This is a genomic window from Leifsonia sp. ALI-44-B, from assembly GCF_001984125.1.
GTDB lineage: Bacteria > Actinomycetota > Actinomycetes > Actinomycetales > Microbacteriaceae > Okibacterium.
The window spans coordinates 1,042,695-1,068,469 of sequence record NZ_MTQL01000006.1 but is presented as its reverse complement, the minus strand read 5'-3'; the positions used below and the strand labels follow the sequence as shown (position 1 = coordinate 1,068,469).

The following is a 25,775-nucleotide window of genomic DNA, read 5'->3' as shown; positions in this document are numbered from 1 at the left end:
GAGCCCACCGTCCTGACGAGCCCGGAAGTCAGGTCTATGCGTCTCACGCCACACCCGGGTGGCGTGCAACAACAGCAGCGAGGTTTCAATGCCAACCGGCAAGGTCAAGTTCTACGACGAGGAAAAAGGCTTCGGCTTCATCGCGAGCGATGACGGTCAGGAAGTGTTCCTGCACGCGTCGGCGCTTCCCGCCGGTGTCACGCAGGTGAAAGCAGGAACCCGCCTCGATTTCGGCGTCGCCGACGGCAAACGCGGCGCTCAGGCGCTCTCCGTGCGCATTCTCGACGCCCCGCCCAGCCTCGCCAAGGCGAAGCGCAAACCGGCCGACGACATGGCGATCATCGTCGAAGACCTGGTCAAGGTGCTCGACGGCATCGGCGGCAATCTGCGCAAGGGCCGCTACCCCGACAGCGCCCACAGCCACAAAGTCGCCCAGGTGCTGCGCCGGGTCGCGGATGAACTCGATGCCTGAGCCGCGCGACGACGACGCATTCTTCTCGGGCGAGCATGACGAGCGAGCGGGTTTGGCCGACACCGGTGCAGACGGCGTGTCGGATGCTGTGAGCGAGCCCGTCGAGCAGGCTGACGGTGCCGGCGCCGAGGGTTCTGACGCTGTTTCCGTGAAGGGTGACGCCGACGCTTCCAACGCTGCGACGGACACAGACGCTGAAGCTGCGACGGACGCTGACGCTGGCGCGGATGCTGACGCTGGCGCGGATGCTGACGCCGATGCGGATGCTCAGCCCGTCGAGGCTGCGCCGGCCGTTCCCGACGAGGTTCTTTTGGCCTCCGTCGACCTGGCGCGTACGGCGCTCGCCGAGGTGACGCCCGCCGAGACGATCGGCGAGCCGGCCGGGCACATCGTCGAGGGCGAACACGTGATGTCGCTCCTGTTCGAGAACCTGCAGGCCGGTTACCCCGGTTGGTTCTGGAGCGCCACGATCGCCCGCGTCGACGAAGAGACGGCGCCCACGGTGCTCGAGGTCGAATTGATGCCGGGCGAGCTCGCGCTCATCGCTCCCGAGTGGGTGCCGTGGTCGGATCGACTCGCCGACTATCGGTCCGCTCAGCTCGAGGCCGAGGCTGCACTCGCCGCTGCCGCCGACGACGAGGAATTCGACGACGAAGACGAGAGCGATCTCGACGACGACGACGATGAGATCGACGGCGTGGACATCGACGATGCCGAGGATTCCGAGGATGACTCGGATGACGACGACGACGACGACGACGATGACGACGACGAAGACGAAGACGAAGACGAAGACTCGGATGACGAGTCCGAGGACGACGCGTCGGACGGCGACGACTCCGACGACTCGGATGATGACGATGAAGACAACGACGACGACGACTCGGAAGACGACGACGACACGAATTCAGACGACGACGCGAGCGGCTCGAACGACGCGTCCGGCGCTGACGGCGACGGCGAGTCCGGCGACGAGAAACCGCGTCGCCGCCGCCTGTGGCGTCGACGCCCCCGCCGCAAGTAGGTCGCGGACGTCGGGCTGAGAAGACGATACGAAAAGAGGGGCGGGTGACCGAAGTCATCCGCCCCTCTTCTGTGCCGTGGGAAGCCTAGAGGGCGCCGACCACGTGCTCGATGCTGCGCACCAGCTGACGCACATCATCGGGGTCGATGGCCGTGAACGTGGCCACGCGCAGCTGGTTGCGGCCCAGCTTGCGGTAGGGCTCGGTGTCGACAATGCCGTTGGCCCGCAGGACCTTGGCCACCTGGGCGGCGTCGATCGCGTCGTCGAAGTCGATGGTGACGACGACCTGTGAGCGGTGCTCGGGGTTCTCGACGAACGGCGTCGTATAAGAGGTGCGCTCGGCCCAGTCGTAGAGCACGTTCGAGGACTCGGCCGTGCGCGCAGACGCCCAGGACAGGCCGCCGTTGCCATTCATCCACTGCAGCTGGCTGTCGAGCATGACGAGGGTGGCGATGGCGGGCGTGTTGAGGGTCTGGTTGAGGCGCGAGTTGTCGACGGCGTTCTTCAGGCTGAGGAACTCGGGGATGTAGCGGTCGGATGCCGCGATCTTCTCGACGCGCTCGAGGGCGGCGGGGGAGAAGAGGGCGAACCACAGGCCGCCGTCGGAGGCGAAGTTCTTCTGCGGCGCGAAGTAGTAGACGTCGGTTTCGGCGGCGTCGATGTCGATGCCACCCGCGGCGCTCGTGGCGTCGATGACGGTAAGCGCGCCCTCGTCGCCGTGCACGCGCGTGACGGGGGCCATGACGCCCGTGGACGTCTCGTTGTGCGGCCAGGCGTAGACGTCGACACCCTCGACGATCTCGACCTCGCTGCGCGAACCACCCGGGGCCGTCTTCACGACGGGGGCCTCGAGCCACGGCGCGCCGGCAGCCTTGGCGAATTTGGAACCGAATTCGCCGAACGAGAGGTTCTCGGCACGGCGTTCGATGAGACCGAAGGATGCGGCATCCCAAAACGCTGTCGAACCACCGTTGCCGAGGACGATTTCATAACCGTCGGGCAGGCGGAAGAGAGAGGAGAGGCCTTCGCGCACGCTGCCGACCAGGTTCTTGACGGGGGCCTGGCGGTGGGACGTGCCGAGGAGCGATTCTCCGGCGGCGGCGAGCGCCTGGATCTGCTCGGGACGAACCTTGGAGGGGCCGCAACCGAAGCGTCCGTCGGCGGGCAGAAGGTCAGCGGGAATGTGCAAGTCAGCCATACGTTGATTGTAGAGGCGCGGGTCGTTCCGCTTCGTTCTATGTCGGCCGGTCACAGTAGGCTGGTCGAACCGCGCAGAACCCCAGGGAGACGTCGATGACCGATCTAATTGACACGACGGAGATGTACCTCCGCACCATCCTCGAACTCGAAGAAGAGAACATCGTTCCCCTTCGTGCGCGAATTTCAGAGCGCCTCGGCCACTCGGGCCCTACCGTCTCGCAGACCGTCGGCCGCATGGAGCGCGACGGCCTGGTCGTCGTCTCGGGCGACCGCCACCTCGAATTGACCACGGATGGCCGCCGCAAGGCCGTTCACGTGATGCGCAAACACCGTCTCGCCGAGCGTCTCTTGAGCGACGTCATCGGGCTCGAGTGGGAGTACGTGCACGAAGAGGCCTGCCGCTGGGAGCACGTCATGAGCGAGCAGGTCGAGCGCAAGCTGCTGGCCATGCTCAACCACCCCACCGAGTCTCCCTACGGCACGCCCATTCCGGGGCTCGACGAGCTGGGCGACGACCCGGCCGGCGCGTTCGGAGCGGGTGTCACGAGCATTGTCGAGCTGGTGCGTTCGTCGGCCGAACCCGTGGCCGCCACCATCCGTCGTCTGGGCGAGCCCGTGCAATTCGAGCCCGAGCTGTTGTTGCAGCTGAAGCAGTCGGGCGTGCTGCCCGGCAACGAGGCCACGTTCTCCGCCGCGGGCACCTACGTTCTAGTCCAGGTTGAAGGTTTTGGGGATGGTTTAGAACTTCCTCACGAGGTCGCGACACACATTTACGTCGCCTCCGTCTAAGCCGGCCGAATAACGCCGCGTCGCCCGATATGACGGGCGACGCGGCGTTTTCGTTGTCCGACCATACGCAAACGGGCCGTCAATGATAGGCCCCGAAGAGGGGGCCATTTTCCGTTACCAATTCGTTAAAAAAGACCCGGATATATGTGACAAAGCCCCTTCCCTCGCGTATGGTCGAACGAGTCCGATGGCCGCAAACCGGTCGCAGGGCCTGTCGTGAGGCGCCTTCCCCGCTCATTCCCTTACGGCAGATCCCCAATGATTCTTGTTGTGGATGAGCCAGTCCCATGCCCGGGCTGGAGAGGCGCCGGAGGTAAAAACTTTGGCCGAAAACGTCACCCCCGAGTCGCCAGACTCGCCCAACAGCTCCACCAACCCGAACCCCAGCACTGCCCCCGAAAGCACCACCCCCTCGGCGACTCCGACCCGCCGAAGCATCCGCGAAGCAGCAGCTGCCGCCGCCGCACAGGCCGCTCAGCCGGCCCGCACCCCCGCCGCCACGAGCAGCATCGGTGCCAAGACCCCCACCGCCTCGAGTCTCACCCCCTCGACCCGCGTGAGCGTCAAGACCGCCGCGGTCGCCACGCAGGCCGCAGCCCCCTCGGCCGTGTCGCCCGCATTCGCCAAGCCGGCCGCCAAGAAGGCGCCGAGCAAGGGATGGCGCAGCTTCCGGTCCACGGCCATCATGGCGCTCGTGGTTCCCGGCCTCTTCGCCACCATCGCGATCCCGGCTTACGCCATGACGCCCGGTGGCACCGACGACCAGACGGCCGCCTCGGGCGTGCAGGTCGCGAAAGAGACCGGCGCTCAGAAAATGACCGTCGACGACGAGGCAGCCATTGCGCCCGTCGCGCGTGACGGCTATACGGCCACGACGTCCGCCGAGCTCGCCACGGCACGCGCCGCAACCGCGGTCGCCGCCCAGCGCACGGCCACGACGGCAAGCTACGTCGAGACCGCGAGCACGCAGAAGACCGCCGCCGAGTTGCTCGCTGCGGCCCCGCGTGCCGGGCTTCCCGCCCAGGCCGACGTCTTCGCCGCCGCGCTGAAGTACCAGGGCGTTCCCTACGTCTTCGGTGGTGCGACGCCTGCCGGCTTTGACTGCTCGGGCTTCGTGCTCTACGTCTACGCGCAGTTCGGCATCTCGCTGCCGCACTCGTCCACCGCTCAGGGGGCTCGCGGCACGGTCATCTCGGCCGCCGAGGCCGTCCCCGGCGACCTGCTGGTCAAGCCCGGACACATCGGCTTTTACGCGGGCAACGGCATGATCCTGCACGCCTCGCAGCCGGGCACGCCGCTCCGCATCGGCCTGATGTACGGCAACTACACCTACGTGCGCTTCACCGGCTAACAAGACCGATGAGGATGCCTCGAGCATCCAGCACCTCGAACCGCCCGCCGACACCTCCTCGGCGGGCGGTTCGTGCGTGTGAGGTCGTGTGCCGGGCAGCATGGGGCCGCCCGGCGCGTGAACTCTTCGTTACAGATGAGTTTCTCGGTCGATATTTCGACCACGGTCGGGCATTCGTGGGTTACATTATTGTCTTGACCCAAGCGAAAAGGGGCAGGCAGCTCATGTGCGAACAACCGCGTATCCACACCACGGATACCTCTGGTCGTTTCGCGCTGCGGCATTCCAGTTTTACGAGCACGGCCAGCAGTGTGCGCACGCGCGCTGCGGGAGTGTGAAGGCATCGTCTCAGACGGTGCCTTTTTTCGTACCTGGGCCTGACTCTCTCCGCCACGGTCACGCTGTCGAAACAACGTGAAGCCGTCACGACTGTTGAGAGGAACCTCATGCGCACCCTGGTGCTGAACGCAGGATACGAACCGCTGGCCATCGTCTCGTTCAAACGAGCGCTCGTGCTGGTGATGAATAAGAAGGCCACCATCGTCGAGATCGATGCCGGCCACCCCGTCTACGGCGCCACCATGGCGCTCGACCGCCCGTCGGTCATCCTGCTCACGCATTATGTGCGCATCCCGCATTCTCGGCGGGTGCCCGTGACACGCCGAGGGGTGCTGCGCCGCGACGGCCAGAAATGCGCCTACTGCGCCAAGAACGCCACCACCATCGACCATGTGCTGCCGAAGTCGCGCGGGGGAGCGGACAGCTGGGAGAACCTCGTCGCCTGCTGCCTGCGCTGCAACAACGCCAAGAGCGACCGCACGCCCGCCGAGATGGGCTGGACGCTGCGGACTATCCCGCGCGTTCCCGTCGGCCCGACCTGGGCGGTACGCGGCGTCGAGCGCCCGCTGCCGCACTGGGAGCAGTACCTGGGGCAGCGGGCGGCTTAGGTCTCGCCGTTCGTCCTGCGCCGCGGGTGGTCCCTGCGGGCTGCCGCTCGCGCCCGAACCGCACACGGTAAAGTGGATGCGGTCAGCCTCTGTAGCTCAATGGAAGAGCAGTTCCGTCCTAAGGAAAGGGTTGGGGGTTCGAGTCCCTCCAGGGGCACCTGTTCGAAGTGTCGAGATTCGCCAGTGTGTTTTGCATTTTGTGCGCAACTAACGAACTCTCTGATCGAGCTGAGCTGGTTCTCTTCGTTTACGCGCCAGACTCCGTAAGTACTGAGCGGGCCGTTGGCAACTCGGAACAGGGCTTGACCGTTCACCTCGAAAGCTAATCACGGATCGCTATTTCATTGAGCGAACTGGTGCGTGGCAGCGCTTCTACGTCCAGTCGGCCGGCAAACTCCACCGAACGGGACGCCCAGATGTTTATGTTGAACTCCAAGGGGCGGTTTGGTATCGGTGTTGGATTCCAGAGGTTTCGTTGGTAGACCACCGTTCCATCAACTTTCCACCGTATAACTTCCGGACGCCATTCAATCTCGTAATGGTGAAACTCTTCTGCAGCGTCGAAACCCAAGCTGATCTCGGTAGGAGTCCCCCTATATCCATGCTCGAGTTTTGTTCCTTCAGCACCAGGGTTGTAGAAGACGTTAACGAGCATCTTGGTCGTGTCTTTGCCGAGGAACTCGATATCTATCTCCTGACGAGGCCCGTTACGGTGCAGGAAAAGCCCGGTGACGATGCCAGAGCCTCGGGCTGGGCGAAGCGAAGCGCCGAATGATCCGTACAGGAAGGGTTCGCGGGCGGCGATCGCTCCAGAAGTGAAGTCCCGCACAAGAGACTTCTCTGACCTCAAGGTCAGATTGACTGCTCCACCGGAGCTGACATTCAACGGGTGAAAGATGGCTAGGTTGCTCGGGAATGTGTCTTGCCGCTTAAACCACAAGTGTTCGGCAAGTTCGTCACCTCTATGCCAACTAACCTGTTCAACTCTCGATGACGGTGTGGAACCGAGGACAAGACCATCTTGCAAGCGCCCCGGTGCCATAATCCACGGCGATCGGTCCCGTTTCAGATCCACGTGCGGATAGTCTGCACTGGTCGCGGGGGCTTGAACGGAAAAGCGCTGGCCGAGGTCGAGATCGGATGGGTATGGATGGCTGGGGTAATCGATCTTCAAAAACTTCGACAAATGATCCCATTTATCTGCGATTTCCGACGGCATATGCAAGATGCGATGGTCAGGAATCGCGAGAGGAGTGTCTCGCCCATCAGTGATGATTAGTAGGGCACTTTTACTCTTCATCACTCTTGCTATGAGAGCTTCGTCAACCGAGCCCACGTTAACGAAGGCATCAAATGAGGTTCCCCGTTTGCCTGCTCGGAGATCAGCAAGTTCCTTTTCGGGTAGTACCGCAAGATCACTGGCAACGCAATAGCCAAGCGTTGAGAGTGCGACAGCGAGGGCGGTGAGGCCGGAGCCTTCGGCCCCGATAGCAAGCACAGGTCCTGGCATCCGTCTGTCTTTAACCACGGGAACCTTCTCGCGAGTTACAGATCCGACTTGAGAGAGGATGGGGAGTATTGAGTAGGAGTTGGTTGAGGGCTCAGCCAATCTCTGTTCGATAAGTTGAATTGAGGTTGTGAAGGTTCGTAGCTTCTCGAATTGGAAATTCATCCAGAGATCGATCGGGCCATTGGCTGGTAGCGCGCCCAACAGCTTTCGCGCAGCGCCCCGGGACAAGACATAGGCCGACGCCTCCCATAAGCCGGGTCTCTCCTGCCGGTGCACGGATTTTCGATGATTTGACGCGACCCCACTGACATCTCTGAACGATAGATATACGAGTTCAGCCTTCTCGGCTTGAAGCGCAGGCCATTCTTTGTTCAACCTTCTTGTGAAGCCGGGACGCATCATGACGTCGTCCTCTAGGACCATGACAAACTCTGCATCTCCGCGCGCGATTAGTTTCCACACCTTGATATGTGACAGCGCAATAGCAACCTCCGGCTTCGTCATCGAAATCGTGCGCTCTCGTGCGTTGTCGTCGATGACTAAAAGAGGGTCTGGGTGGATAGCGAGCTGCTCTGCGAGGGTGAACGTTGGTATTAGCAGGTCCGTTCGCGGCGATTCGGGAAGGTATCGAGCGTCTATTGCGGAGAAGCGCCGAGTGATGGCGGTGAGCGGCTGATTCTCTTTGGAACGAAATCTGCCCAGCTCTCTCCTGACGAATTTCCAGCGTTCAGGTTTTCTATCGAGATTGATGGCATAAATTCTCCCAATCGAATCCTGCGAGGTCTGGGTAGAGAAAGCATGCACCTTCCTGAATGGATCGAGGTGTCGAACAATCACACGGATCCGGTGGGCCAATTTTGCGCGCAGCTCGGCAGATTCGAGAAGATTCATCGCGGAAGATCTCCATCGATCCACAGTCTCCAATTGCGGGCATCTTTTCTGTACTCCAGAGTCCAATCGCCTGGAGCAATTTGGACCCATGAGTGGAGGAACTTGAAGTCCAAGTCGGATGTAAGTTGCGCGTGACGAACCAAGACTTCGGTCAAATTGCCCGGGCCTGACAGCCACTGGATGTCCCTACTCGTCCCAGCGGCAGCAAGAAGGCGAGCCGTTGCTTGGGTGAGTGCGGCCCCTATCACGGGATGATTAGCGGGGGCGAATATTGGGTCGTTAGCTAAGTAGAAAATGAAGTCGTCAGCCGCATCGCCGGCATAGTCAGCGGGAACAACCATCGAGTCTGTCGACAACTGATAGCAAAGAGGTTGTAGCTGAAGGAGTCCAGCACGCATGAGGGGGAGTATCGCTTCAGGCACCTTTAGTTCATCGTCAGCATCGACGTACAGACCTCCGTTTATTTGGAGATAGCAAAGGCGGAAATAGTCGGAGCGCATCGCTGGATGAATGCAGGAATCGAAAGCCAGAAGGTGAGTTCCATCAAAGTTTTGCGCGATGAATGCGCGAGCCTGTTTCCTATCGAAGACCTGTCGTTCGAATCCAAGACGTTCTAGGACAAGCCAACTGTCCAGACAATGCCTCACGTCAGACGGAATGGCACTCTCGTCCCAATACGCAATCAGTTGGAGAGGAATGGACTCTCGTGAGCTTGAGCGGGTCTCGACCTCAGGCTCGAGTAATGCGCTTCGTAGATAGTGCGACCTAAAATTCACGTCAGCAGCGTCGCCAGAGTTTGAAACAGACTCGGTCATATCTGTGATCATCCCATCTGTATGTCGATTCCGACTCACGTATTGAAGAGCACCAGGTCAGCCCATTCCGCGCTTTCTGCAGACCTCGCGCAGTGGTGTCTTCGGCCGCGTCCAATAAGCGCGGTCGGTGGCAGCGCGCCAAAGTCCTGACACGATGCTTCGGCGACCACCCGACGCGAAGAACGGACCTTGGACCCCTCGGAGTCAAGTTCATTTTGAGGAGGGCCTCAGGTGGTCACGCACGCGGCGACGATGTCGTCGAGGCGCTGGGTGGTGCTGCGGCTCACAGGGGGAGGGCTTCGGCGAGAGCGGAGGCTGCGACATCCGGTTTGAGGCTGTCAGCAGGGACGATGTCGACGGGGACGCCCAGGATGCGTTCGGCTTCGCCGTGCATGCGGGCTAGCGCGAAGAGGCCGACGTCGGGGGTGAGATCGACGAGGAGGTCGATGTCGCTCTGCGGGCCCGCGTCGCCCCGGGCAACGCTTCCGAAGACGCGCACCCTTTCGGCGCCGAGTGCGGCGAGGGATGCAAGCAGTTCGACGCGGTTCGAGGCGAGACGTTCACGGAGCGAATCGGCGATCGCGCTGTGGAGCGACAGGTTGAGCGTGAAGCCGGTGGCCGCGATGAGGCGCTCGAGGGTGGGCAGCGAGGGCTCGCGCCCGGCGAGTTCGTAGGTGCTGATCACGCTTTGCGCCACGCCGGCGCGCTCGGCGAGTTCACGCTGAGTGAGGTGGGCTCGCTGCCGGGCCTGTCGGAGAAGCACTGCGGCCGAGGGGGACATGAGTCGACAATATCGCGGATTGTAGATATTGGCGATGGCTTAAGAGATGCGTCTGCGATGCTGGCGCGATGGATGAGCTTGTCGTGGACTGGGGTGCGCTGCTGGCGCCGGGGGAGCGCGTCGACGTGTCGGCCGGGGTGGTGGTTGCCGTCGTCGTGGCGGCGCTGGTTTTGAGCGTGCCGCGCGTGACGTGGCGGTGGTTCGGGTTGTTCACCACGCTGGTGCACGAGCTGGGGCACGCCGTGGCCGCGGTGGTGACGGGGCGGTTCGTGAGCGGCATCCGCATCAGGGGGGACCATTCGGGGGATACGCGCAGCATGGGGCGGTCCGGGTTCAGCACGGTATTGAGCGGCGTGATGGGGTATCCGGCGCCGGCGATCGTGGGGGCAGCGCTCGTATGCAGCGTGCTGACCGGATGGCAGGCGACCGCGCTGTTCGTGGGTGGCGTGGTGCTCGTCGTGACGTTGGTGGTGGTGCGGAATGTGTTCGGGGTGGTCGTGGTGCTGGCATCCATTGCGGTGAGTGCGGCACTGTGGGTGTGGGGGACGCCGACCGTGCAGGCGTATGCGCTCGTGATCGTCGGGGTGGCGCTGCTGATCGGGGCCGTGCGCGGGTGGGTGACCGTGGCGGCCGTGCATGTGCGGCATCGGGAGCGGTTGGCGTCGTCGGATGCGTACCTGTTGGCGCACAGTACCGGTGTTCCGTCGGTGGTGTGGCTGGCGCTGTTCGCCGTGCTGATCGTGGGCAGCTACGTTGCCGTCGGGGCTGTGTACCTCTCGAACTAGAACGACCGAGAAACGAAACGACGGGCGATGCCACATGGCACCGCCCGTCGTTCGTGTGAGACCGGTTAGTCGGTCTGGGTCGCTCCGCGCTTGCGGCGGCGCAGGAACGTGAGGCCGCCGAGGGCCATGGCCGCGAGCGACGCCGCGATCAGGGCCGAGAGCGCGCCCGGTTCGATGCCCGAACCGGAGTTGGCGAGCGAGCCGTCCGGGTTGCGCGGGCCAGAGCCCGAGCCGTTACCCGAACCGGAGCCCGAGCCGCCGGGCAGCGCGCCCGAACCGTTGCCGGCCGGGTCGCCGCCGCCCGTGCCGGGGCCCGAGCCGCCGCCGTTGCCGCCACCGGGGTTCGGCGTCGGAGTCGGCTCGGTGATGGCGGCCGGCAGGATCGTCAGCATGCGCACCTCGGAGGCGTCGACCGCGCCGAACGGGTCAGCCGTGCGCACGTACCAGCCCCGCAGGCCCGGCTCGGGGTTCGTCCACGGCGCACTCAGGATCGAGCCGCTCGCGACATCCGTGAACGAGGCGATCTTGTGCGTGGTGAGGATGTCGGCCCGGAACGAGTCGGTCGACAACTGCTTCACGGCGGGCGTGATGCCGAGAGCCGTGTAGGGAACCTCGAAGTCCTGGTGCTGCACCTCGAGGGAGGGGTCGGCCGAGTTGTACTGGTCGAGCGTGGGCGAGTAGGTGCGCACGATCATGCGACCCTGCTCGTTGTCGAAGTGCAGCAGGCGCAGGAAGCCCTGGCCGCCCTCGGGCAGACCCTGGTAGTCGAACAGCATCGAGTAGACGGTGCGGTCGGCGACGCCGTCGCCCGTGTCGTCGAACTGGTCGGTGCGCGTGAACGCGTCGTGGTAGTGACCCGAGAACACCATCTTGACGTTGGGGTTCGTGGCCACGACCTCGTCCTGGATGCGCTGCGGCACCGGTCCGAGGCCACCCGTCGTGAGCATGAACTCGTGCAGGTTGAGCACGGCGACACGCTCGGGGTAGCGGGCCAGCACCTCGTTCAGCCACGCGATCTCTTCATCGGCGGGCGCCCAGCCCATGTAGACGTTGATGAAGTCGATGCCGCCGGCCGAGATGAGGTCGTAGTGGCCGCGGTTGTCTTTGTAACCGCCGCCGTACCAGGGGTTGTTCGCGAAACGCTTCTCGCCGAAGTTGGCCGAGTACTGGGTGTAGTCGTTGTTCTTCTGGTCGACGTCGTGGTTGCCCGCGAGCACGCCGTACGGCAGGGCCGCGTCGTCGAGCATCGAGTAGGCCTTGTTGGCGTTGTCCCACTGGTACTGCTGCGTCGAGTCGTCGACGATGTCGCCCGTGTGGAACAGGTACTGCAGGTTCAACTGGTCGCGCTGGTCGAGCAGGTACTTGTGGATGTTGAGTTGGTTTTCATAGAACTGCGCGTTGTAGTACTGCGTGTCCGACTCCCACGCGAACGTGAAGTCGTAGTCGCTGCGCGGGGTGTCGGCCGGGTTGTTCGGGGTGACGGGGGTGTCGCGCGTCGAGCGGTTCTCGCCCGCGAAGCCCTCCGAATGCTGCACGAGCACGGTCAGCTGTTCGCCCGTGAGGTGGTCGGCGACGGGAACATCGGCGGTCAGGGTGAAGGGCGCCAGGGCATCGGATGCTGCGGCGGCACCGGCCTGGCCCGTCGGCGTGGCTGCGGCGGTTGCTGCGGCATCCGCTTCGGCCTGCGTCGTCAGGTGTCGGTCGATCTCTTCCCACGCACCGGTCTTGGTGTTGAGGGCGTAGAGGATGACCTGGGCGCCCGGGTTGGCGCTGCCCTGCCAGTCGACGCGCGCGGTGGCGTCGGTTCCGGCTGCGGCGGGCACGGTCACGTCGAACAGCTGGTAGGGGAACTCGGCGTCGGAGGACACATCGGCGGTGAGGCCATCCGTGCCGACCAGGTTCTTGAGTTCGTCTGCAGTCAGCGGCTCACGTTCGGTGCGGGCGACATCCGAGGCCGTTCCCGTGGTGCCGGCGTAGCTCTTGACGGCCGCGTCGGTCGGGGCGAGGCGCGTGCCCTCGAGGAAGTCCACGTTGAGGCGGTCTCCCGTCGGGTCGGTGACCTGGGCCTGCAGGGTGACGTCGTCGGCCGTGAGCACGGCTCCGTCTTCGGGGGCGACGAGGCCGCCCGTGGGCTGCTCCTCAAAGGTGGTGAACGACGCCTCGTAGCGGCCGACGTTGCCCACGGCATCCGTCGCCTCGATCATGAGGGCGTGTTCACCTGCGGCGAGGTCGAGCGACGACGTGGTGTGCGGCAGCGTGATGGGCTGGCCGTCGAGCGTCGCACGCGTGTCGGCCACGCCCGATCCGGCATCCGTGATGTCGCCGTTGATGACGATCTCGCCCTGGTAGGGGCTGCCGTCGACGATGGTCGAGCGGATGTCGGGCACGGTGTTGTCGACGCGCACGCCGCGCTCGAGCACATCGGTTCCGGATGCCGCGCGCACCGTGTGGGCGCCGTCGGTGGTCGTCGTGGTGTCCCAGTTGTAGGCCGCGGCCGTGAAAGCGTCGGCAGGCAGCGCGAATCGCGCCTCGAAGAAGTCGAGCTTTCCGGTCGAGTCGCCCATGTCGAGCACCTTGGCGGGGTCGGTGTAGTTCGACGGCTGCAGCGTGCGGCCGTCGGGCAGCACGAGACGCAGGCCCCGGATCTGGAAGTCGTCGTTGTTCTCGTTGAGGTCGATCACCGGTGCGGCCTTGGTGCCGGCCCACACGCTCACGACCAGTTCGTCGCCCTGCACCACGTAGGTGAGGGGCACGGGCGTGGAGATGGTGTCCCAGCCCTCGAAGATGCCGTCGTCGAAGATGCGCAGCACGTCGTCGCCGATGCGCACGCCGTTGCGGAAGAACGTGTTCACCTGCGTGGCCTCGAACGCGAAGACGGGCTGGTCGGGCAGCGACGGCGAGGTCGCGACCGGCTTGCCGTCGATGCCGAGGTCGATGACGCTCGGGAACGTGCGCGTGGCGGCCGAGATGGTCGACGTGCCGCCGAGGAATTCGCCCTCGTCGACGTTGAGACGGAGCGGCGCCGTGTCGACACCGTCGACGGCGAGGCGGCGGGGTTCGGTGGTGGCGCTGTTGCGGCCGTCGGTCGCGGTGACCGTGTACTCGTACCAGGCCTTGCCCGTGAGGTCGGCGGCGGCGACCGTGTGGCGGAAGCGGCCGTCGGCACCCACCGTGAGGTTCACGGTGCGCGTGTCGGCGTCGATGTCGTTGCGCAAGGTCAGGGTCGCGGTGCGCACCTGCTGGGCGTCGGTGATGCCGAGGTCGATCACGAAGTCGGCCTTCGGGTCGATGCTCGCGGGGGTGGCGTCGGCGATGACGGGGGCTGCGGCATCCGCGGGCTGGATCATGAGGCCAGCGGGAACCTGGTCGGCCGAGACGCGGCCGGGGTTCGCGGCGTCCTGACCGACGAGGCGCTGCAGGGTGGTGTCGGTGGGCTGCACGGCGTACTGGATGCCGCGGTCGGCCGCGACATCCTTAACGTTGGCGTTCATGTTGTAGTAGGCGCGGTTGATGCCGATGCCCGTCTGGGTGACGATCTGGATGCCGCGGGCCGAGCCGTTGGCCATGCCCGCACTCTGGATCTCGACCAGGGATGAGCCGGCCTCGAGGTTCGTGCCGAACTTGGCGTTGAAGTCCGCCGCCGTGAGGGCCTGGTTGCCCGAGTTCTTCACCCAGAGCACGAGCGTCTTACCCGGCTCGATGATGGGGTCGTTCGGGATGCTGGGCCAGCGCACCGCATTGCTGTTCGACGTCGTGTCGACGGGGTAGAGGTAGTTGATCTCGTAGTCGGCGAAGTTCACGGGCTCGGCGGTGGCGTTGTAGACCTCGATGAACTCGTAGCCGTCGCCGCCGCCCACGTTGGCGGAGTCGGGCAGCAGCTCGGTGATCTGGAGCGGCGCCGTGACGAGCGACGGGTCGGGCAGGGGAGTGGGCGCGGGGCCCGGGGTGGCCGTGGGGGCCGGGGTGGGTGCGGGCGTCGCGGTGGGGGTGGCCGTCGGCTGCGGGGTTGCCGTGGGGGTGGCCGTGGGCGTGGCGGTGGGGGTCGCGGTCGGCTCGGGCGTGGCCGTGGGCGCCGGGGTGGGCGTCGCCGTCGGCGCGGTGGTCGGCGCAGGTGTCGGCGTCGGCTCGGGGTTCGGCGTGCCGCCGACAGCCTCGGGCTTCACGCTTCCGGGCGTCGGGGCCACGGATGTCTCGAGCACGTCCATCGCCGCCACGGTCGGGTCGGCCGGCAGCGCGAAGTTCACGCCGAGCCCGGCCGCCATCGAACCCTTGGGCGCCCACGACCAGCTCACGGGCGAACCGCCCGACAGCACACGCACACCGCGCTCGCCGCCGTTGGCGATACCGGCCTGACCGGTGACGCGCACGACCGGGTAGTCGACGGCCGCACCGAAGTGGGCGCGGAACTCGTCGACCGTGCGGGCGAAGGAGTCGACGTTGGTGGCCGTGTAGCTCAGCCAGAACACGACGGTGCCGCCGGCCGGCACGACGGTCGGGGTCTCGACGACGAGCGGCTTGTCGCGCGCCACATCGGCGGCGTTGGTGAAGCTGTAGGCGAAGGAGTAGCCGCCCTCGCCGCCCACCGTCACGGGGGCGTCGGAGACGTTGGTCACCTCGAAGTATTCGAACTCGTCGTAGCCCACGTTGTCGCCAACGATCTCGGTGACGACGAGGGGTGAGGCCGAAGCAGCTGCGGCGGCCACGGCCGCGCGGGCGGCCGACGACGAAGCGGGAGACGCCGAGGCTGAAGACGCCGAGGCGGGCAGCGCGTCGACGCCGGCGGGCGCGGACGACGCCGTTCCGAATGCCGACGTAGACGTCGAAACCGAAGCAGCGACGGCGGGCAGCGGTGCGGCACCGATGCCGACGGCGGCCGTCAGCGCGAGCGCCAGCGGCGGTAACAGGGTGCGCGTGGAGCGCGAGAAAGCGGAGGGGGACACAGTTCACCTTCGAGACAGAAAACAAGGGATGTCTCGACGCTATGCATCTCCTGAGAACTCCAAGAGAACGAGAGGTGACGCTTAGGTGTCACCCTTTGGAGGGGTGGGGTTTGCCGGACAATCGCGAACCGCCGCCGTCGCCGCTCCCGCCGTGCTTGCCCCGTCCGTGGCCCGAGGCGTCCGCTCCGGACTCCGCCTCCGCCTCAGCTTCGGCAACCGCCCGATCGATCGCGTCCTGCGCGACATCCGCCGTCGACCGGGCGTCGTCGTCGCCCGCGCGCTCCTCGGCCGCGGCCTCGGCATGAGCGGCCGCCGTCTCGGCATCGATCTTCGCGGCTTCGGTGTCACGGTGCGAAGGAAGCCGCTTCATGATGAGCGAGATCATGCGTCGCAGCGTGAACACGAGCGCGTCGACGGCATCCGAGTCGCCCTCGTCGTCGTCCGGCACCGAACGCGCGGCCGTGCGCAGCGCTTCGAGCGCCTCGAGCGCCTCTTTCTCGGCCTGCTCCTCGTCCTTCTTGTCGTCCCAGGCGCGGATGAGCACGGCAAAGGCAGTCAGACAGTCGCCGATGGGTTCGCGAACGGATGCGGGCAGGCTCGCGTGCACGTCGCGCTCGTCCTGCGCGCCCCAGATGGCGGTCTGCAGCACATCGCTGATGTCGACCGTGCTGGCGCTCAGGCGGCGCAGGGAGGTGAGGTCGTCGTAGTCGGTAGCCATATCACGGTGGTTCCAGCGCGAGCGGGGGTTGATGCGGCGCGATTCGCTCGCATCATCCAGGGCCTCTTCGGCGCTGTCGGCCGAGTTGCGAAACGCCTGGCCCTGCCGCTGCCACTCGGTGTGCCCGGGCGGCCATTTCTCGTGCATGACCGAACCGATGGCCTCGAGGTCGTCGGCGATCATGCGGCGCAGCGACGAAACACGCGCGGCCGCCTGCGTGGTGTGCAGGGGTGGCACGACGATGAGGTTGATGGCGATGCCGACGCCCATGCCGAGTGCCATCTGCGCGATGTAGCCGATCGAGAAGTCCTCGGCATTCGCGCCGCCGATGACGAGCACGAACAGGGCGGCGATGGGAACATAGTCGCGGCCCGGCCCCAGCCCCCGCAGGCCCCCCACGAGCACGCCGACGCCCGTCGAAATGGGAACGGTGATCCAACCGGATGCCCCGAACTGGATGGTGACGAACGCGAGCCCGATTCCGAGCGCGAGCCCGGCCACGGTCTGCAGGCTCAGTCGCAGCGAGCCCATGAGCGTGGGCATCATGCTGATCAGAGCGCCGAGCGGGGCGTAGTAGGCGTAGTCGCCCGTCTCGCCCGGCAGCTGGCCGCCCAGGAACCAGGCCACGGTTGCCGCGACGGCGCATTTCGCCGCGAGCAGCAGGCGGTCGACCGTGAGGGCCGGGGCCAACACATTCCAGGTCATGCGCAGCAGGCGGGACAACCAGGTCGACGACTCGTCGCTGAGGCGCGACGCGACGGTCTTTCCGATGTTTCCCAGCATTTCTCCATTCTCGCAGCCGACGGGCCTCAAAAACCCGCCACGCTGGCGAAAACCCGCCCCGCCTACCGGGCGACGGCCGAATCAGCGTCTAAGGTGACGGTGTGTGGCGGCTTGACAGGAAACTAGAAGCGGACGGACTGTCCGAGGTATCGGCCGACGCCAAACGCGGCGGCGGCCTCACGGCGACGTCTCCGGGAGGGTTGTCGGCGGGAAGCCCCGACTACCCCGTTGGCAACGTTGCCGATGAGCAACGGCGGCTGTGGCGCGAGCAACTCGCGCAGGTCGGCGGGCGCTCACCCCTGCTGCATTTCGTCGACGCACCGCGCACGCGCATCGAGCTGAGCTCGACGCATCCGGGTGGTCTGCCCCAGTTCATCTCGGGCAAGTCGACCCTGCTCTCGAACCTGATTCGGGATGATCTGGCCCTGCGCCGCGCCAAGAGCGCCGCCGAGGTCATCGCGGCCAAGGGCGTCGAGTTGCGCACCGTGCGCGGCATCGACTCCATCCACCTGGCCGTCGGTCTGGCCGAATGGCGCCGCGACGGTGAAGACTACTCGGCTCCGGTGCTGTTGCGCCCGCTCGCCATCCGTCGTTACGGCCGCGACTTCGAGCTCAAGCTCACAGGTTCAACCGTGCTCAACCCCGAGCTCGCCCGCGCCCTGAAAGAGCAGTTCGGCATCACGCTCGACGCCGCCGCTTTCGAGGCCCTCGCCACCACCAACGGCGTCTTCAAACCCCAGCCCGTGATCGACCGCCTGCGCGGCCTCACCACGCACCTCGACTGGTTCAGCGTGCAGCCGCGCCTCGTCGTCTCGAGCTTCGCGGATGTCGGAACCGCCCTCGTGCGCGACGCCGACGACCTCGACCACCCCATCCTCGACGCCCTCGCGGGCAACCCCGGCGCCCGGCGCCTCGTCGAGGGACTCTTCAGCCCCGTCGACGCCGTCGGCCAGGACGACCGGCCGCCGTCGACCGACACGCTGCTGCTCGACGCCGACACCGAGCAGGAGAACGTGATCGCGCAGATCACGAACGGCCACTCGATCGTGGTGCAGACCCTGCCGGGCACGGGTGGCACGCAGACCGTCGTCAACGCCATCGGTTCGCTCGTCTCGCAACACAAGCGCGTGCTCGTCGTGAGCGCCCGCCGCTCGAGCCTCGACGGCATCCGTCACCGCTTCCAGAAAGTGGGGCTGCCCGGCCTGACCGTGCACCCGCGCTCCATTCGCCGCGACCTCATCCAGGCCATCACGCGCAACGAGAAGGCCGTCGCCCCGCGCGTGGCCGACGTCGACGACGCGCTCGTGCGCCTGCGCAAGGTGCTGCTCGACTACCGCGGCGCCCTCGGCCACAAGAACCCCGCGCTTGGGGTGTCGGTGCTCGACGCCCTCGAGGCACTCACGCGTCTGGGCAACCTGGCCGAGCCGCCCGGAACCACGGCGCGCCTCGACCTGATCTCGCTCGAGAAGCTCGCCACGGGCCGCCCCGAGGTCGCTCAGAAGCTCGCGCACGCCGCCGCGCTGGGCGAATTCCAGTACGGCCCGGGCGACTCGCCCTGGTACGGAGCCTCGTTCAGCAGCACGCGTGATGCCAAGGCCACGCATGAGCTCGCCAAGAACCTGCACCGCGCCGAACTGCCGCGCCTGCTCGAACGCGGCTACGAACTCATCGGCCAGACGCGCATGCGCCCCTTCGACTCGATCGAAGAACTGGGCACCTATCTGCGACTGCTGCTCGACATCCGCGAGACGCTCGACAAGTTCCAGCCGGCCGTGTTCGACCGGTCGCTCGGCGAACTGATCGCCGCCACCTCGTCGCGCCGCGATGCGCCCGCCATGACGAGCGCCAACCGCCGCCGCCTCAAGAAGCTGGCGCGCGAATACGTGCGCCCCGGTGTGCACATTGCCGACCTGAACGAATCGCTGCGCAACATCCAGCAGCAGCGCACGCTGTGGCAGCGCTATGTGGCCGCCGGTGTGACGCCCGAGGTTCCGCTCGGCATCGCCGATGTGCAGGTGGCCTACCAGCGCGTCGTCGAAGACCTCGCGCGCCTCGACGTCCCCCTCAAGCGTGCCGACGGCAACGACCGCCTGAAGACCCTGCCCATCAAGTCGCTCGTGCGCCTGATGTCGGGACTCGCGGCCGACTCCGAGGTCATGGAGAACCTGCAGGAGCGCACGGCTTTGATTCAGGAGCTGCGCGAAAAGGGCCTGAACCCGCTCATCACCGACCTGTCGGTGCGCCACGTGCCCGAATCGCGTGTGGCCGACGAACTCGAACTCGCCTGGTGGCAGTCCGTGCTCGAGCACGTGCTCGCGACCGACCGCGCGCTGCTCGGGGCCAACACGAGCGTCATCGATCGGCTCGAGGGCGACTTCCGCCTCGTCGACGAAGCGCACGCCTCGGCATCCGGCGCCCTGCTCGGTGCGCTGCTGTCGGACAACTGGAAGATCGGCCTGGTCGACTGGAACGACGAGGCCAACGCCCTGCGCCGCATGCTCAAACAGGAGCGCGTGACCCCCACCATGCTCGAGCAGCAGGCGCCGCACCTGTCGCGCGTGCTCGCACCGGTGTGGATGGTGTCGCCCTACGAGGTCTCGCAGATTCCGTCGTCCGTGCGCTTCGACACCGTCTTCCTGGTGGATGCCGGAGCCACGACCCTGGCCGAGAACGCCGCCGCGATTCGCCGCGCTCGTCAGGTGATCGCCGTTGGTGACCCCGTGACGCAGTCGCCGACACCGTTCGAGATCGCCGTGACCGACGGTCAGGGGGCGCTGGGCGCCTTCGGTGTCGGGCGCCCGGGTGCCGGTTCCGGCGCTGCCGGTGCCTCCGGTGCGGGTTCGACTGCTTCGGATTCCTCGACTCCCGCGAAGACCGGGGCTGCCGGTGCGTTCGGTGCTTTCGGCTCGGTTCGCCGCGACCCGCTGACCGGTGCGCCCGACGCTGCACGTGTCGATCCCAACCCCACGCCCGTTGCGGCTCCCGCCAACGCGGCGCGCGCTGATGCCATCCGCACCGAGGAGCGCCTGAGTGGCGGCTCCGCGACGGCCGGGCGTCCTGCCGGGTCGACGGGTGCGTCGACGGAGTCGAGTGAGACAGCATCCGACACCACTTCTGAGGCTGACTCGGGTTCCAGCTCGGCGTCCGACGTCTCTGGCACCGCTGAAGGCGCCGCCCCGACCGGATCGTCCTCGGCCGCCGAAGCCCCGCGCTTCGACGCCGCCAACCGCGCCCCCGAGGTTGCGCGCACCGTCGCCGTCTCGTCGTCGACCGTGCCCAACGCGATCGTCACCGGCAGCGGTTCGGATGCTGCATCCGCCTCGGCCCCCGGGCGCAGCATCGGTGTCATGGCCGACGCGCTGCACCCCGAATCGGCCCTCGCCAAGCTCTCGGGCCTCCTGCCCACCCTCACGCTCACGCGCAGCTACCGCGCGGGCGGCGAGGACCTGGCGCAGCTCGTGAACCACCGCTTCTATGGCGGCGAGATCGAGTCGCTGCCCTGGGCCGGCTCGTTCCTCGGTCACGGCAGCCTGACGCTGGACTACGTACCTCGCGGCCACGGCATGCCCGACCCCGAGACGGGCGGCGTGGAGAGCGTCGACGCCGAGGTCGAACGCGTGGTCAACCTCGTGCTCGAACACGCCACCGAGCGCCCTCGAGAATCCCTCATGGTCATCACGGCGAGCGACAAGCACGCCGTGCGCGTGCACCAGGCGGTCCTGTCGGCCTTCGCCAAGCGCAGCGATATCGCGGGCTTCATCCTGAAGGAGCGCGCCGAGCCGTTCACGGTTCTGACGCTCGAGCAGTCCGTCGCCGAAAGCCGAGATCGCGTCATCTTCTCGCTCGGTTATGGAGTTACTCCGCACGGCCGCGTGCTCTCGAACTTCGGTGCCCTCGGTCGCCCCGGCGGCGACCGCCTGCTCGCGGTCGGCATGACGCGCGCCCGGCGCTCGATGGTCATCGTCTCGTGCATCCGCCCCGACGACCTGGACGCCGATCGCATGCAGCACGGCATCGCGGCCCTGGCCGAGATCCTGCGCGAGCCCGACATCCACCGCCCGGCCCCGCCCGTGACGGATGGTGCCGAGCCCATGCTGCTCGACCTCGCCGAGCGCCTCTACCGCAACGGCCTGCAGGTCGAGATCGGCTACCGCGGCAAGCTCGCGCTCGTCGCCTCGTACGGCAACAAGGCCGTGGCGATCGAGTCCGATCCCGAGGTTGCCTCGGACTCGCTGCGCGAGTCGCTGCGCCTGCGCCCCGATGTGCTGCGCCGCCTCGGCTGGCACTACCTGCGCGTGCACAGCTTCGACCTGTTCAGCGACCCGGAAGGCGTGGCCCGCAAGGTCATGTCGATGCTCGGTGCGGTCTCAGAACCGGATGCCTCGAACCCCGACGATCTCGCCACGGGCCCCATCGCCGTGGTGTCGTCGGGCCGTCACTGAGCGGCGGCACGGCCGTGAGTTCAGCGGGCGACGAGCCCCTCGTTCCCGCGCGCGCCGCCGAGTCGGCGGTGCGCCGCGTGGCCGGGTCGCGTCGCGTGGTGCGCCCGGGTAACGAGGCCGCAGACCCCACGCCGCACGACACGACATCCCGGCTCGAAGAGGATGCCGAGACCGGGGCTCGGCCCGGTGCCGCACCCTCGGGCAACGACGAGCAGCTGCGCCGCGACAAGCCGCCGCACTGGGGCTGACCGGCAGCCCGCTTTCGCCGTGTAGCTGACCTGCCGTCAGCTTCTGTCGTGTCGGTTCCCGGCCCGCAGCCTGTGCAGAGCAGGTGTCCGCTCGTCAGCGCTTGTCTTGAAGCTGACCTGTCGGGATGCGCGCGTCGTATTGGCGGAACGACGGAACGGCCCGCAGCAGCACGGCAACGAGCACGATGATGAGCGCGCCTCCGAGCAGCGGCGGCCACGCGATGCCCGCCGCTACCACGACACCCGCGTAGAGGTCGCCCAGCCGCGGCCCGCCCGTCACCACGACGATGAAGATGCCCTGCAGCCGCCCACGCATACCGTCGGGGGCAGCGGCCTGCAAGATCGTGCTGCGGAACACCGCGCTCACGTTGTCGGCTCCACCCGCCAGGGCCAGGAACAGGGCGGCGAGGGCCAGGGCGGGCAGGATGTCGGGGCTCATGGCATCCTGCATGCGCCCGCCCAGCAGATGCGCGATCGCAATGACGACACCGAAGCCCATGATGGCCGCGCCGTAGGCCGTGATGGCCCAGCCGACCGCGACACCCTGCCGCCGCACGCGCCCGAGCGGCCCCGAGAAGATGCTCGAGAGCAGCGCGCCGGCCGCGTAGGCCGAGGTCAGAACGCCGACCGTGATGGCACCGCCGCCGATGACGAGCGCGCCGATTGCGGGGAAAAGCACGCGCGGCTGCCCGAACGTCATGGCGATGATGTCGAGCACGAACGTCATGGTGATGGTGGGGGAGCGGCGCAGGAATCGTGCGCCCTCGACTAGGCTGCGAAGCCCCGGGCGCAGGGCGTCGTGCTCGGGCGCCATTTTAGGCAGCGCGACGATGCCGAGGAACGCGAAGCTGAACAGCACCACGTCGACCGTGTAGGTGGGCGCGAAACCGACCGCGGCCACGAGCACACCGGCGACCGCGGGCCCGAGCGTGACCGCGAAGCCTGTGCCGATGCCGCTCAGCGCTCCAGCGGCCGGCAGCAGGTCGGTGCCGATGAGGCGGGGGATGATGGCCGAGCGGCTGGCGCTCACGACCGTTCCGGCGACGGCGTTGACGGTCACGAGCACATAGAGCAGCGTCACATTGTCGAGGCCGAGCCAGGCGTGCAGGGCGATGGCCGCGATCGACACCCACGCCAGCACGGCCGACACGAGTGCGACGGCCCGCCGGTCGAAGGCATCGGCGAGCATGCCGCCGTAGAGCCCCGCGATGATCATGGGCACGAGCGCTATGACCCCGACGAGCGCCACGGCGAACGTGGACGCCGTGATGTCGTAGATCTCGAGGCCGACCGCGACGGTCGTCATCTGCGTGCCGATAGCGGCGATGGATGTTCCGAGCCAAAGTCGGGCAAACGCGGGCGAGCGCCGCAGCGGCGTCAGGTCGACGAAGAGGGCGCGGGCCCGGGCGCGGCCGGTGGCACGTCGGTCGGCCGGCATCGCCGAATTCTCAGGGTCGCCGACGTTCTCTTCCGGCGCCGAAGGTGTCGACACCGAGCGCTAGCTGTGGGCGCGGGGGTCTTCACCCTTGTTGTCGGTGTACGTGTCAGCCCCCTGCTGGCGCGCAAGCAGATCGCGGATGTCGGTCAGCATCTCAAGCTCGGTCGGCGTCGCCTTAGCATCCACCTCGCCGGCCTTCTTCTTCGCGAACGCGGCTTCCTTCAGCTTGTTCATGGGCACGACGAGCACGAAGTACACGACCGCGGCCACGAGCAGGAACTGAATGACGGCCCCGATGACGGCTCCGAAGTAGAGCGTTGCGGTTCCACCCGAGGTGGTAGGGATGCTGAGGGGGAGCGCCTTCGCCAGGCTCTCGGCGTTGAAGAGCGCTCCGAGGAGCGGGTTGAACACCGCCGTCACGAGGGCCGTCACGATGGCCGAGAACGCGGCTCCGATGACGACGGCGACCGCGAGGTCCATCACGTTGCCGCGAAGAATGAACTCCTTGAAACCTTTGAACATGAGGGACCTTTCCGTTTAGGACGAGGACGACGACGAGCCGGACGAGCCGCTGCCCGACGAGGAGCTTGCCGAGCCCGAAGAACCAGAACCCGACGAGCCAGAGCCGGAGGAACCGGAACCGGACGAGCTGGAGCCGGAGGAACCCGAGCCCGAGCCGGAGCCGGACGACTTCGAGTCGGACGAGGACGACGAGCCCGAGGCATCCGATTTCGGGATCGACGAGGACTTGCCCGAGCCCGCGCGCGAATCGGTGCGGTAGAACCCCGAACCGTTGAACGTGACGCCGACGGCGGCGAAGATCTTGCGCAGCTTGCCGCCGCACACGGGGCATTCGGTCAGCGAATCGTCGGTGAAGGCCTGCTGAATGTCGAACGCGTTGCCGCATTCGGTGCATTTATAGGAGTAAGTGGGCATGTGCTCTCTTTGGCGCGGGTGCCGGCGAAACCGGCCGGCGACAGAAGGGCAGGCTACGGTGCCTAAAAGTCCAGGATACGCGAGGGCGTGACGACGCCGTTGACGGGCTGATCGTGCACCTCGCGCGGCAGGTCGGTGAGCAGCTCGGCGTCATAGACGACGGCATAGACGGGCGGGCATTTCTCCATCGAGCCGAGCGTCTTGTCGAAGTAGCCGCGGCCCCAACCCATGCGCATGCCGCCCTGGTCGATGGCTGCGGCGGGCACGATGATGAGGTCGACCTGGTTGATGGCGATGGGCCCGAGCAGCTCGCCGACCGGTTCGGGCATGCCGAAAAGGCCCTGCGTCTCGTCGCCCGTCTCGCCGACGGTCCAGTCGAGCAGGCCGTCGTCGCGGCTCACGGGGAACAGCACGCGGATGCCGCGCTCGAGCGCCCAGTTGAGGAAAGGTCGCGTATCGGGCTCAGTCTGCGTCGACAAGTAGCACGCCACCGAGCGCGCGTCGAGGGCCGTCACGAGCGACTGCAGGTGCTCTGTCACGCCGATCGTGGCGTTGTCCTTTTCGGTCTGGGTGAGGTTCTGCCGCCTCTCACGCAGTTCGGCTCTGAGCGCGCGTTTTTGGTGGTCCACCTCGGTTGCCATGCCGATAAGTGTAAGCCGCTCTCACAGCTGATGCGGCATTACGGATGTCGCGCCCCCGCGCAATGCCCCTCGAAATGTCACCCGGGGCCGCTAGGGTGTTGCCTATGTCTAAGCCTGTCACGAAGGTCGTCATTCCCGCCGCTGGCCTCGGAACGCGATTCTTGCCCGCAACAAAAGCGATGCCCAAAGAGATGCTGCCGGTGGTCGACAAGCCGGCCATCCAGTACGTCGTCGAAGAGGCCGTCAACGCCGGCCTCAAGGATGTGCTCATGATCATCGGGCGCAACAAGAACGCCCTCGCCAACCACTTCGACCGCGTCACTGAGCTCGAGCAGAACCTCGAAAAGAAGGGCGACCAAGATCGCCTCGACCGCGTGATGGCCTCGAGCGACCTGGCCGACATCTACTTCCTGCGCCAGGGCGACCCGCACGGCCTCGGCCACGCGGTCCTGCGCGGCCGCAAGCACATCGGCGACGAGCCCTTCGCGGTCCTGCTCGGCGACGACCTCATCGATGCGCGCGACGAGCTGCTCAGCGTCATGCTGCAGCAGCAGGAGAAGCGCGACGCCACGATCATCGCCCTCATGGAGGTCGACCCCGACAGCATCCACCTCTACGGTGCCGCCGATGTCGAGCCCACCGATGAAGACGGTGTCGTCAAGGTGAAGGGTCTCGTCGAGAAGCCCGCCAAGGAAGACGCGCCCTCCAACCTCGCCATCATCGGGCGTTACGTGTTGAAGCCCGAGGTGTTCGACATCCTCGAAGAGACCAAGCCCGGCAAGGGTGGCGAGATTCAGCTGACCGACGCCCTGCAGGTGCTCGCGGCCGACGACGAGATCGCCGGCGGCGTCTACGGCGTGGTCTTCAAGGGCCGCCGCTACGACACGGGCGACCGCCTCGACTACATCAAGGCCATCGTGCAGCTCGCCTCCGACCGCGAAGACCTCGGCCCCGACCTCAAGCCGTGGCTCACCGAGTTCGTCTCGAAGCTGAGCTAGGCTCCGATTCATCCGTTCCGGCCCGCCGGTGCTCGACCCGTCTGACGTGGTTGCACCGGCGGGCCG

General features: G+C 66.5%; 18 protein-coding genes and 1 tRNA gene. 10 read left to right on the top strand and 9 right to left on the bottom strand.

Annotated features, from left to right (window positions below; all coding sequences use genetic code 11):
* Nucleotides 1-88: 88 nt before the first annotated feature.
* Together ALI44B_RS05965 and ALI44B_RS05960 are read left to right on the top strand one after the other, a co-directional pair.
* On the top strand, nucleotides 89-472 hold the full coding sequence (locus ALI44B_RS05965) for a cold-shock protein (protein WP_077053714.1): 384 nt from the start codon (nucleotides 89-91) through the stop codon (nucleotides 470-472).
* Complete coding sequence (locus ALI44B_RS05960) at nucleotides 465-1,496, top strand: DUF3027 domain-containing protein (protein WP_083709586.1); 1,032 nt, start codon at nucleotides 465-467, stop codon at nucleotides 1,494-1,496. The genes ALI44B_RS05965 and ALI44B_RS05960 overlap by 8 nt, the downstream gene beginning before the upstream one ends.
* Before the next feature lie 85 nt (nucleotides 1,497-1,581).
* Here ALI44B_RS05960 and serC read toward each other — a convergent pair whose 3' ends face one another.
* On the bottom strand, nucleotides 1,582-2,694 hold the full coding sequence (gene serC, locus ALI44B_RS05955) for a phosphoserine transaminase (protein ID WP_077053712.1): 1,113 nt from the start codon (nucleotides 2,692-2,694) through the stop codon (nucleotides 1,582-1,584).
* A gap of 95 nt (nucleotides 2,695-2,789) precedes the next feature.
* Between serC and ALI44B_RS05950 the strand changes: the two genes are divergently transcribed.
* From ALI44B_RS05950 to ALI44B_RS05935, 4 genes are all read left to right on the top strand, one after another.
* Complete coding sequence (locus ALI44B_RS05950) at nucleotides 2,790-3,485, top strand: iron-dependent transcriptional repressor DtxR (protein ID WP_077053711.1); 696 nt, start codon at nucleotides 2,790-2,792, stop codon at nucleotides 3,483-3,485.
* A 322-nt stretch (nucleotides 3,486-3,807) separates the two neighbouring features.
* Nucleotides 3,808-4,836 carry a C40 family peptidase gene (locus ALI44B_RS16285; RefSeq protein ID WP_077053710.1) on the top strand — a complete coding sequence of 343 codons (1,029 nt, stop codon included), beginning with the start codon at nucleotides 3,808-3,810 and terminating at the stop codon, nucleotides 4,834-4,836.
* 446 nt (nucleotides 4,837-5,282) lie between these two features.
* Nucleotides 5,283-5,783, top strand: a complete 501-nt coding sequence (locus ALI44B_RS05940) for an HNH endonuclease (protein WP_077053709.1) — start codon at nucleotides 5,283-5,285, stop codon at nucleotides 5,781-5,783.
* Between the two features lie 85 nt (nucleotides 5,784-5,868).
* Nucleotides 5,869-5,940 (top strand) — tRNA-Arg (locus ALI44B_RS05935).
* 165 nt (nucleotides 5,941-6,105) lie between these two features.
* Here ALI44B_RS05935 and ALI44B_RS05930 read toward each other — a convergent pair.
* Together ALI44B_RS05930 and ALI44B_RS05920 are read right to left on the bottom strand one after the other, a co-directional pair.
* Nucleotides 6,106-8,184 carry a family 16 glycosylhydrolase gene (locus ALI44B_RS05930; RefSeq protein ID WP_077053708.1) on the bottom strand — a complete coding sequence of 693 codons (2,079 nt, stop codon included), beginning with the start codon at nucleotides 8,182-8,184 and terminating at the stop codon, nucleotides 6,106-6,108.
* 1,098 nt (nucleotides 8,185-9,282) lie between these two features.
* Nucleotides 9,283-9,780, bottom strand: a complete 498-nt coding sequence (locus tag ALI44B_RS05920; protein WP_077053707.1) for an XRE family transcriptional regulator — start codon at nucleotides 9,778-9,780, stop codon at nucleotides 9,283-9,285.
* Nucleotides 9,781-9,848: 68 nt separating this feature from the next.
* On the opposite strand from ALI44B_RS05920, the gene ALI44B_RS05915 reads away from it, so the two are divergent.
* On the top strand, nucleotides 9,849-10,565 hold the full coding sequence (locus ALI44B_RS05915; protein WP_077053706.1) for a M50 family metallopeptidase: 717 nt from the start codon (nucleotides 9,849-9,851) through the stop codon (nucleotides 10,563-10,565).
* Nucleotides 10,566-10,630: 65 nt separating this feature from the next.
* Here ALI44B_RS05915 and ALI44B_RS15535 read toward each other — a convergent pair whose 3' ends face one another.
* The gene (locus ALI44B_RS15535; RefSeq protein ID WP_083709582.1) at nucleotides 10,631-15,505 is read right to left on the bottom strand and encodes a lamin tail domain-containing metallophosphoesterase family protein; all 4,875 of its coding nucleotides are present in this window, start codon (nucleotides 15,503-15,505) and stop codon (nucleotides 10,631-10,633) included.
* Between the two features lie 88 nt (nucleotides 15,506-15,593).
* On the bottom strand, nucleotides 15,594-17,006 hold the full coding sequence (locus ALI44B_RS05895) for an FUSC family protein (RefSeq protein WP_077053705.1): 1,413 nt from the start codon (nucleotides 17,004-17,006) through the stop codon (nucleotides 15,594-15,596).
* Nucleotides 17,007-17,107: 101 nt separating this feature from the next.
* On the opposite strand from ALI44B_RS05895, the gene ALI44B_RS16375 reads away from it, so the two are divergent.
* Complete coding sequence (locus tag ALI44B_RS16375) at nucleotides 17,108-21,448, top strand: hypothetical protein (protein WP_496507417.1); 4,341 nt, start codon at nucleotides 17,108-17,110, stop codon at nucleotides 21,446-21,448.
* Between the two features lie 14 nt (nucleotides 21,449-21,462).
* Nucleotides 21,463-21,696 (top strand): hypothetical protein, encoded by a 234-nt coding sequence (locus tag ALI44B_RS05885; RefSeq protein ID WP_077053703.1) that lies wholly within the window; start codon nucleotides 21,463-21,465, stop codon nucleotides 21,694-21,696.
* Between the two features lie 94 nt (nucleotides 21,697-21,790).
* Here the strand turns inward: ALI44B_RS05885 and ALI44B_RS05880 are convergent, their stop codons facing one another.
* From ALI44B_RS05880 to ALI44B_RS05865, 4 genes are all read right to left on the bottom strand, one after another.
* Entirely contained in the window at nucleotides 21,791-23,134 is a 1,344-nt protein-coding gene (locus ALI44B_RS05880; protein ID WP_077053702.1) for an MFS transporter, read from the bottom strand.
* Between the two features lie 60 nt (nucleotides 23,135-23,194).
* Nucleotides 23,195-23,656 (bottom strand): large conductance mechanosensitive channel protein MscL, encoded by a 462-nt coding sequence (mscL, locus tag ALI44B_RS05875; RefSeq protein ID WP_077053701.1) that lies wholly within the window; start codon nucleotides 23,654-23,656, stop codon nucleotides 23,195-23,197.
* A gap of 15 nt (nucleotides 23,657-23,671) precedes the next feature.
* Nucleotides 23,672-24,070, bottom strand: coding sequence for an FmdB family zinc ribbon protein (locus ALI44B_RS05870; RefSeq protein WP_077053700.1), 399 nt, complete (start codon nucleotides 24,068-24,070; stop codon nucleotides 23,672-23,674).
* 62 nt (nucleotides 24,071-24,132) lie between these two features.
* Nucleotides 24,133-24,711, bottom strand: coding sequence for a 5-formyltetrahydrofolate cyclo-ligase (locus tag ALI44B_RS05865; protein ID WP_077053699.1), 579 nt, complete (start codon nucleotides 24,709-24,711; stop codon nucleotides 24,133-24,135).
* A gap of 104 nt (nucleotides 24,712-24,815) precedes the next feature.
* On the opposite strand from ALI44B_RS05865, the gene galU reads away from it, so the two are divergent.
* The gene (galU, locus tag ALI44B_RS05860; protein WP_077053698.1) at nucleotides 24,816-25,709 is read left to right on the top strand and encodes a UTP--glucose-1-phosphate uridylyltransferase GalU; all 894 of its coding nucleotides are present in this window, start codon (nucleotides 24,816-24,818) and stop codon (nucleotides 25,707-25,709) included.
* Nucleotides 25,710-25,775: the final 66 nt, after the last annotated feature.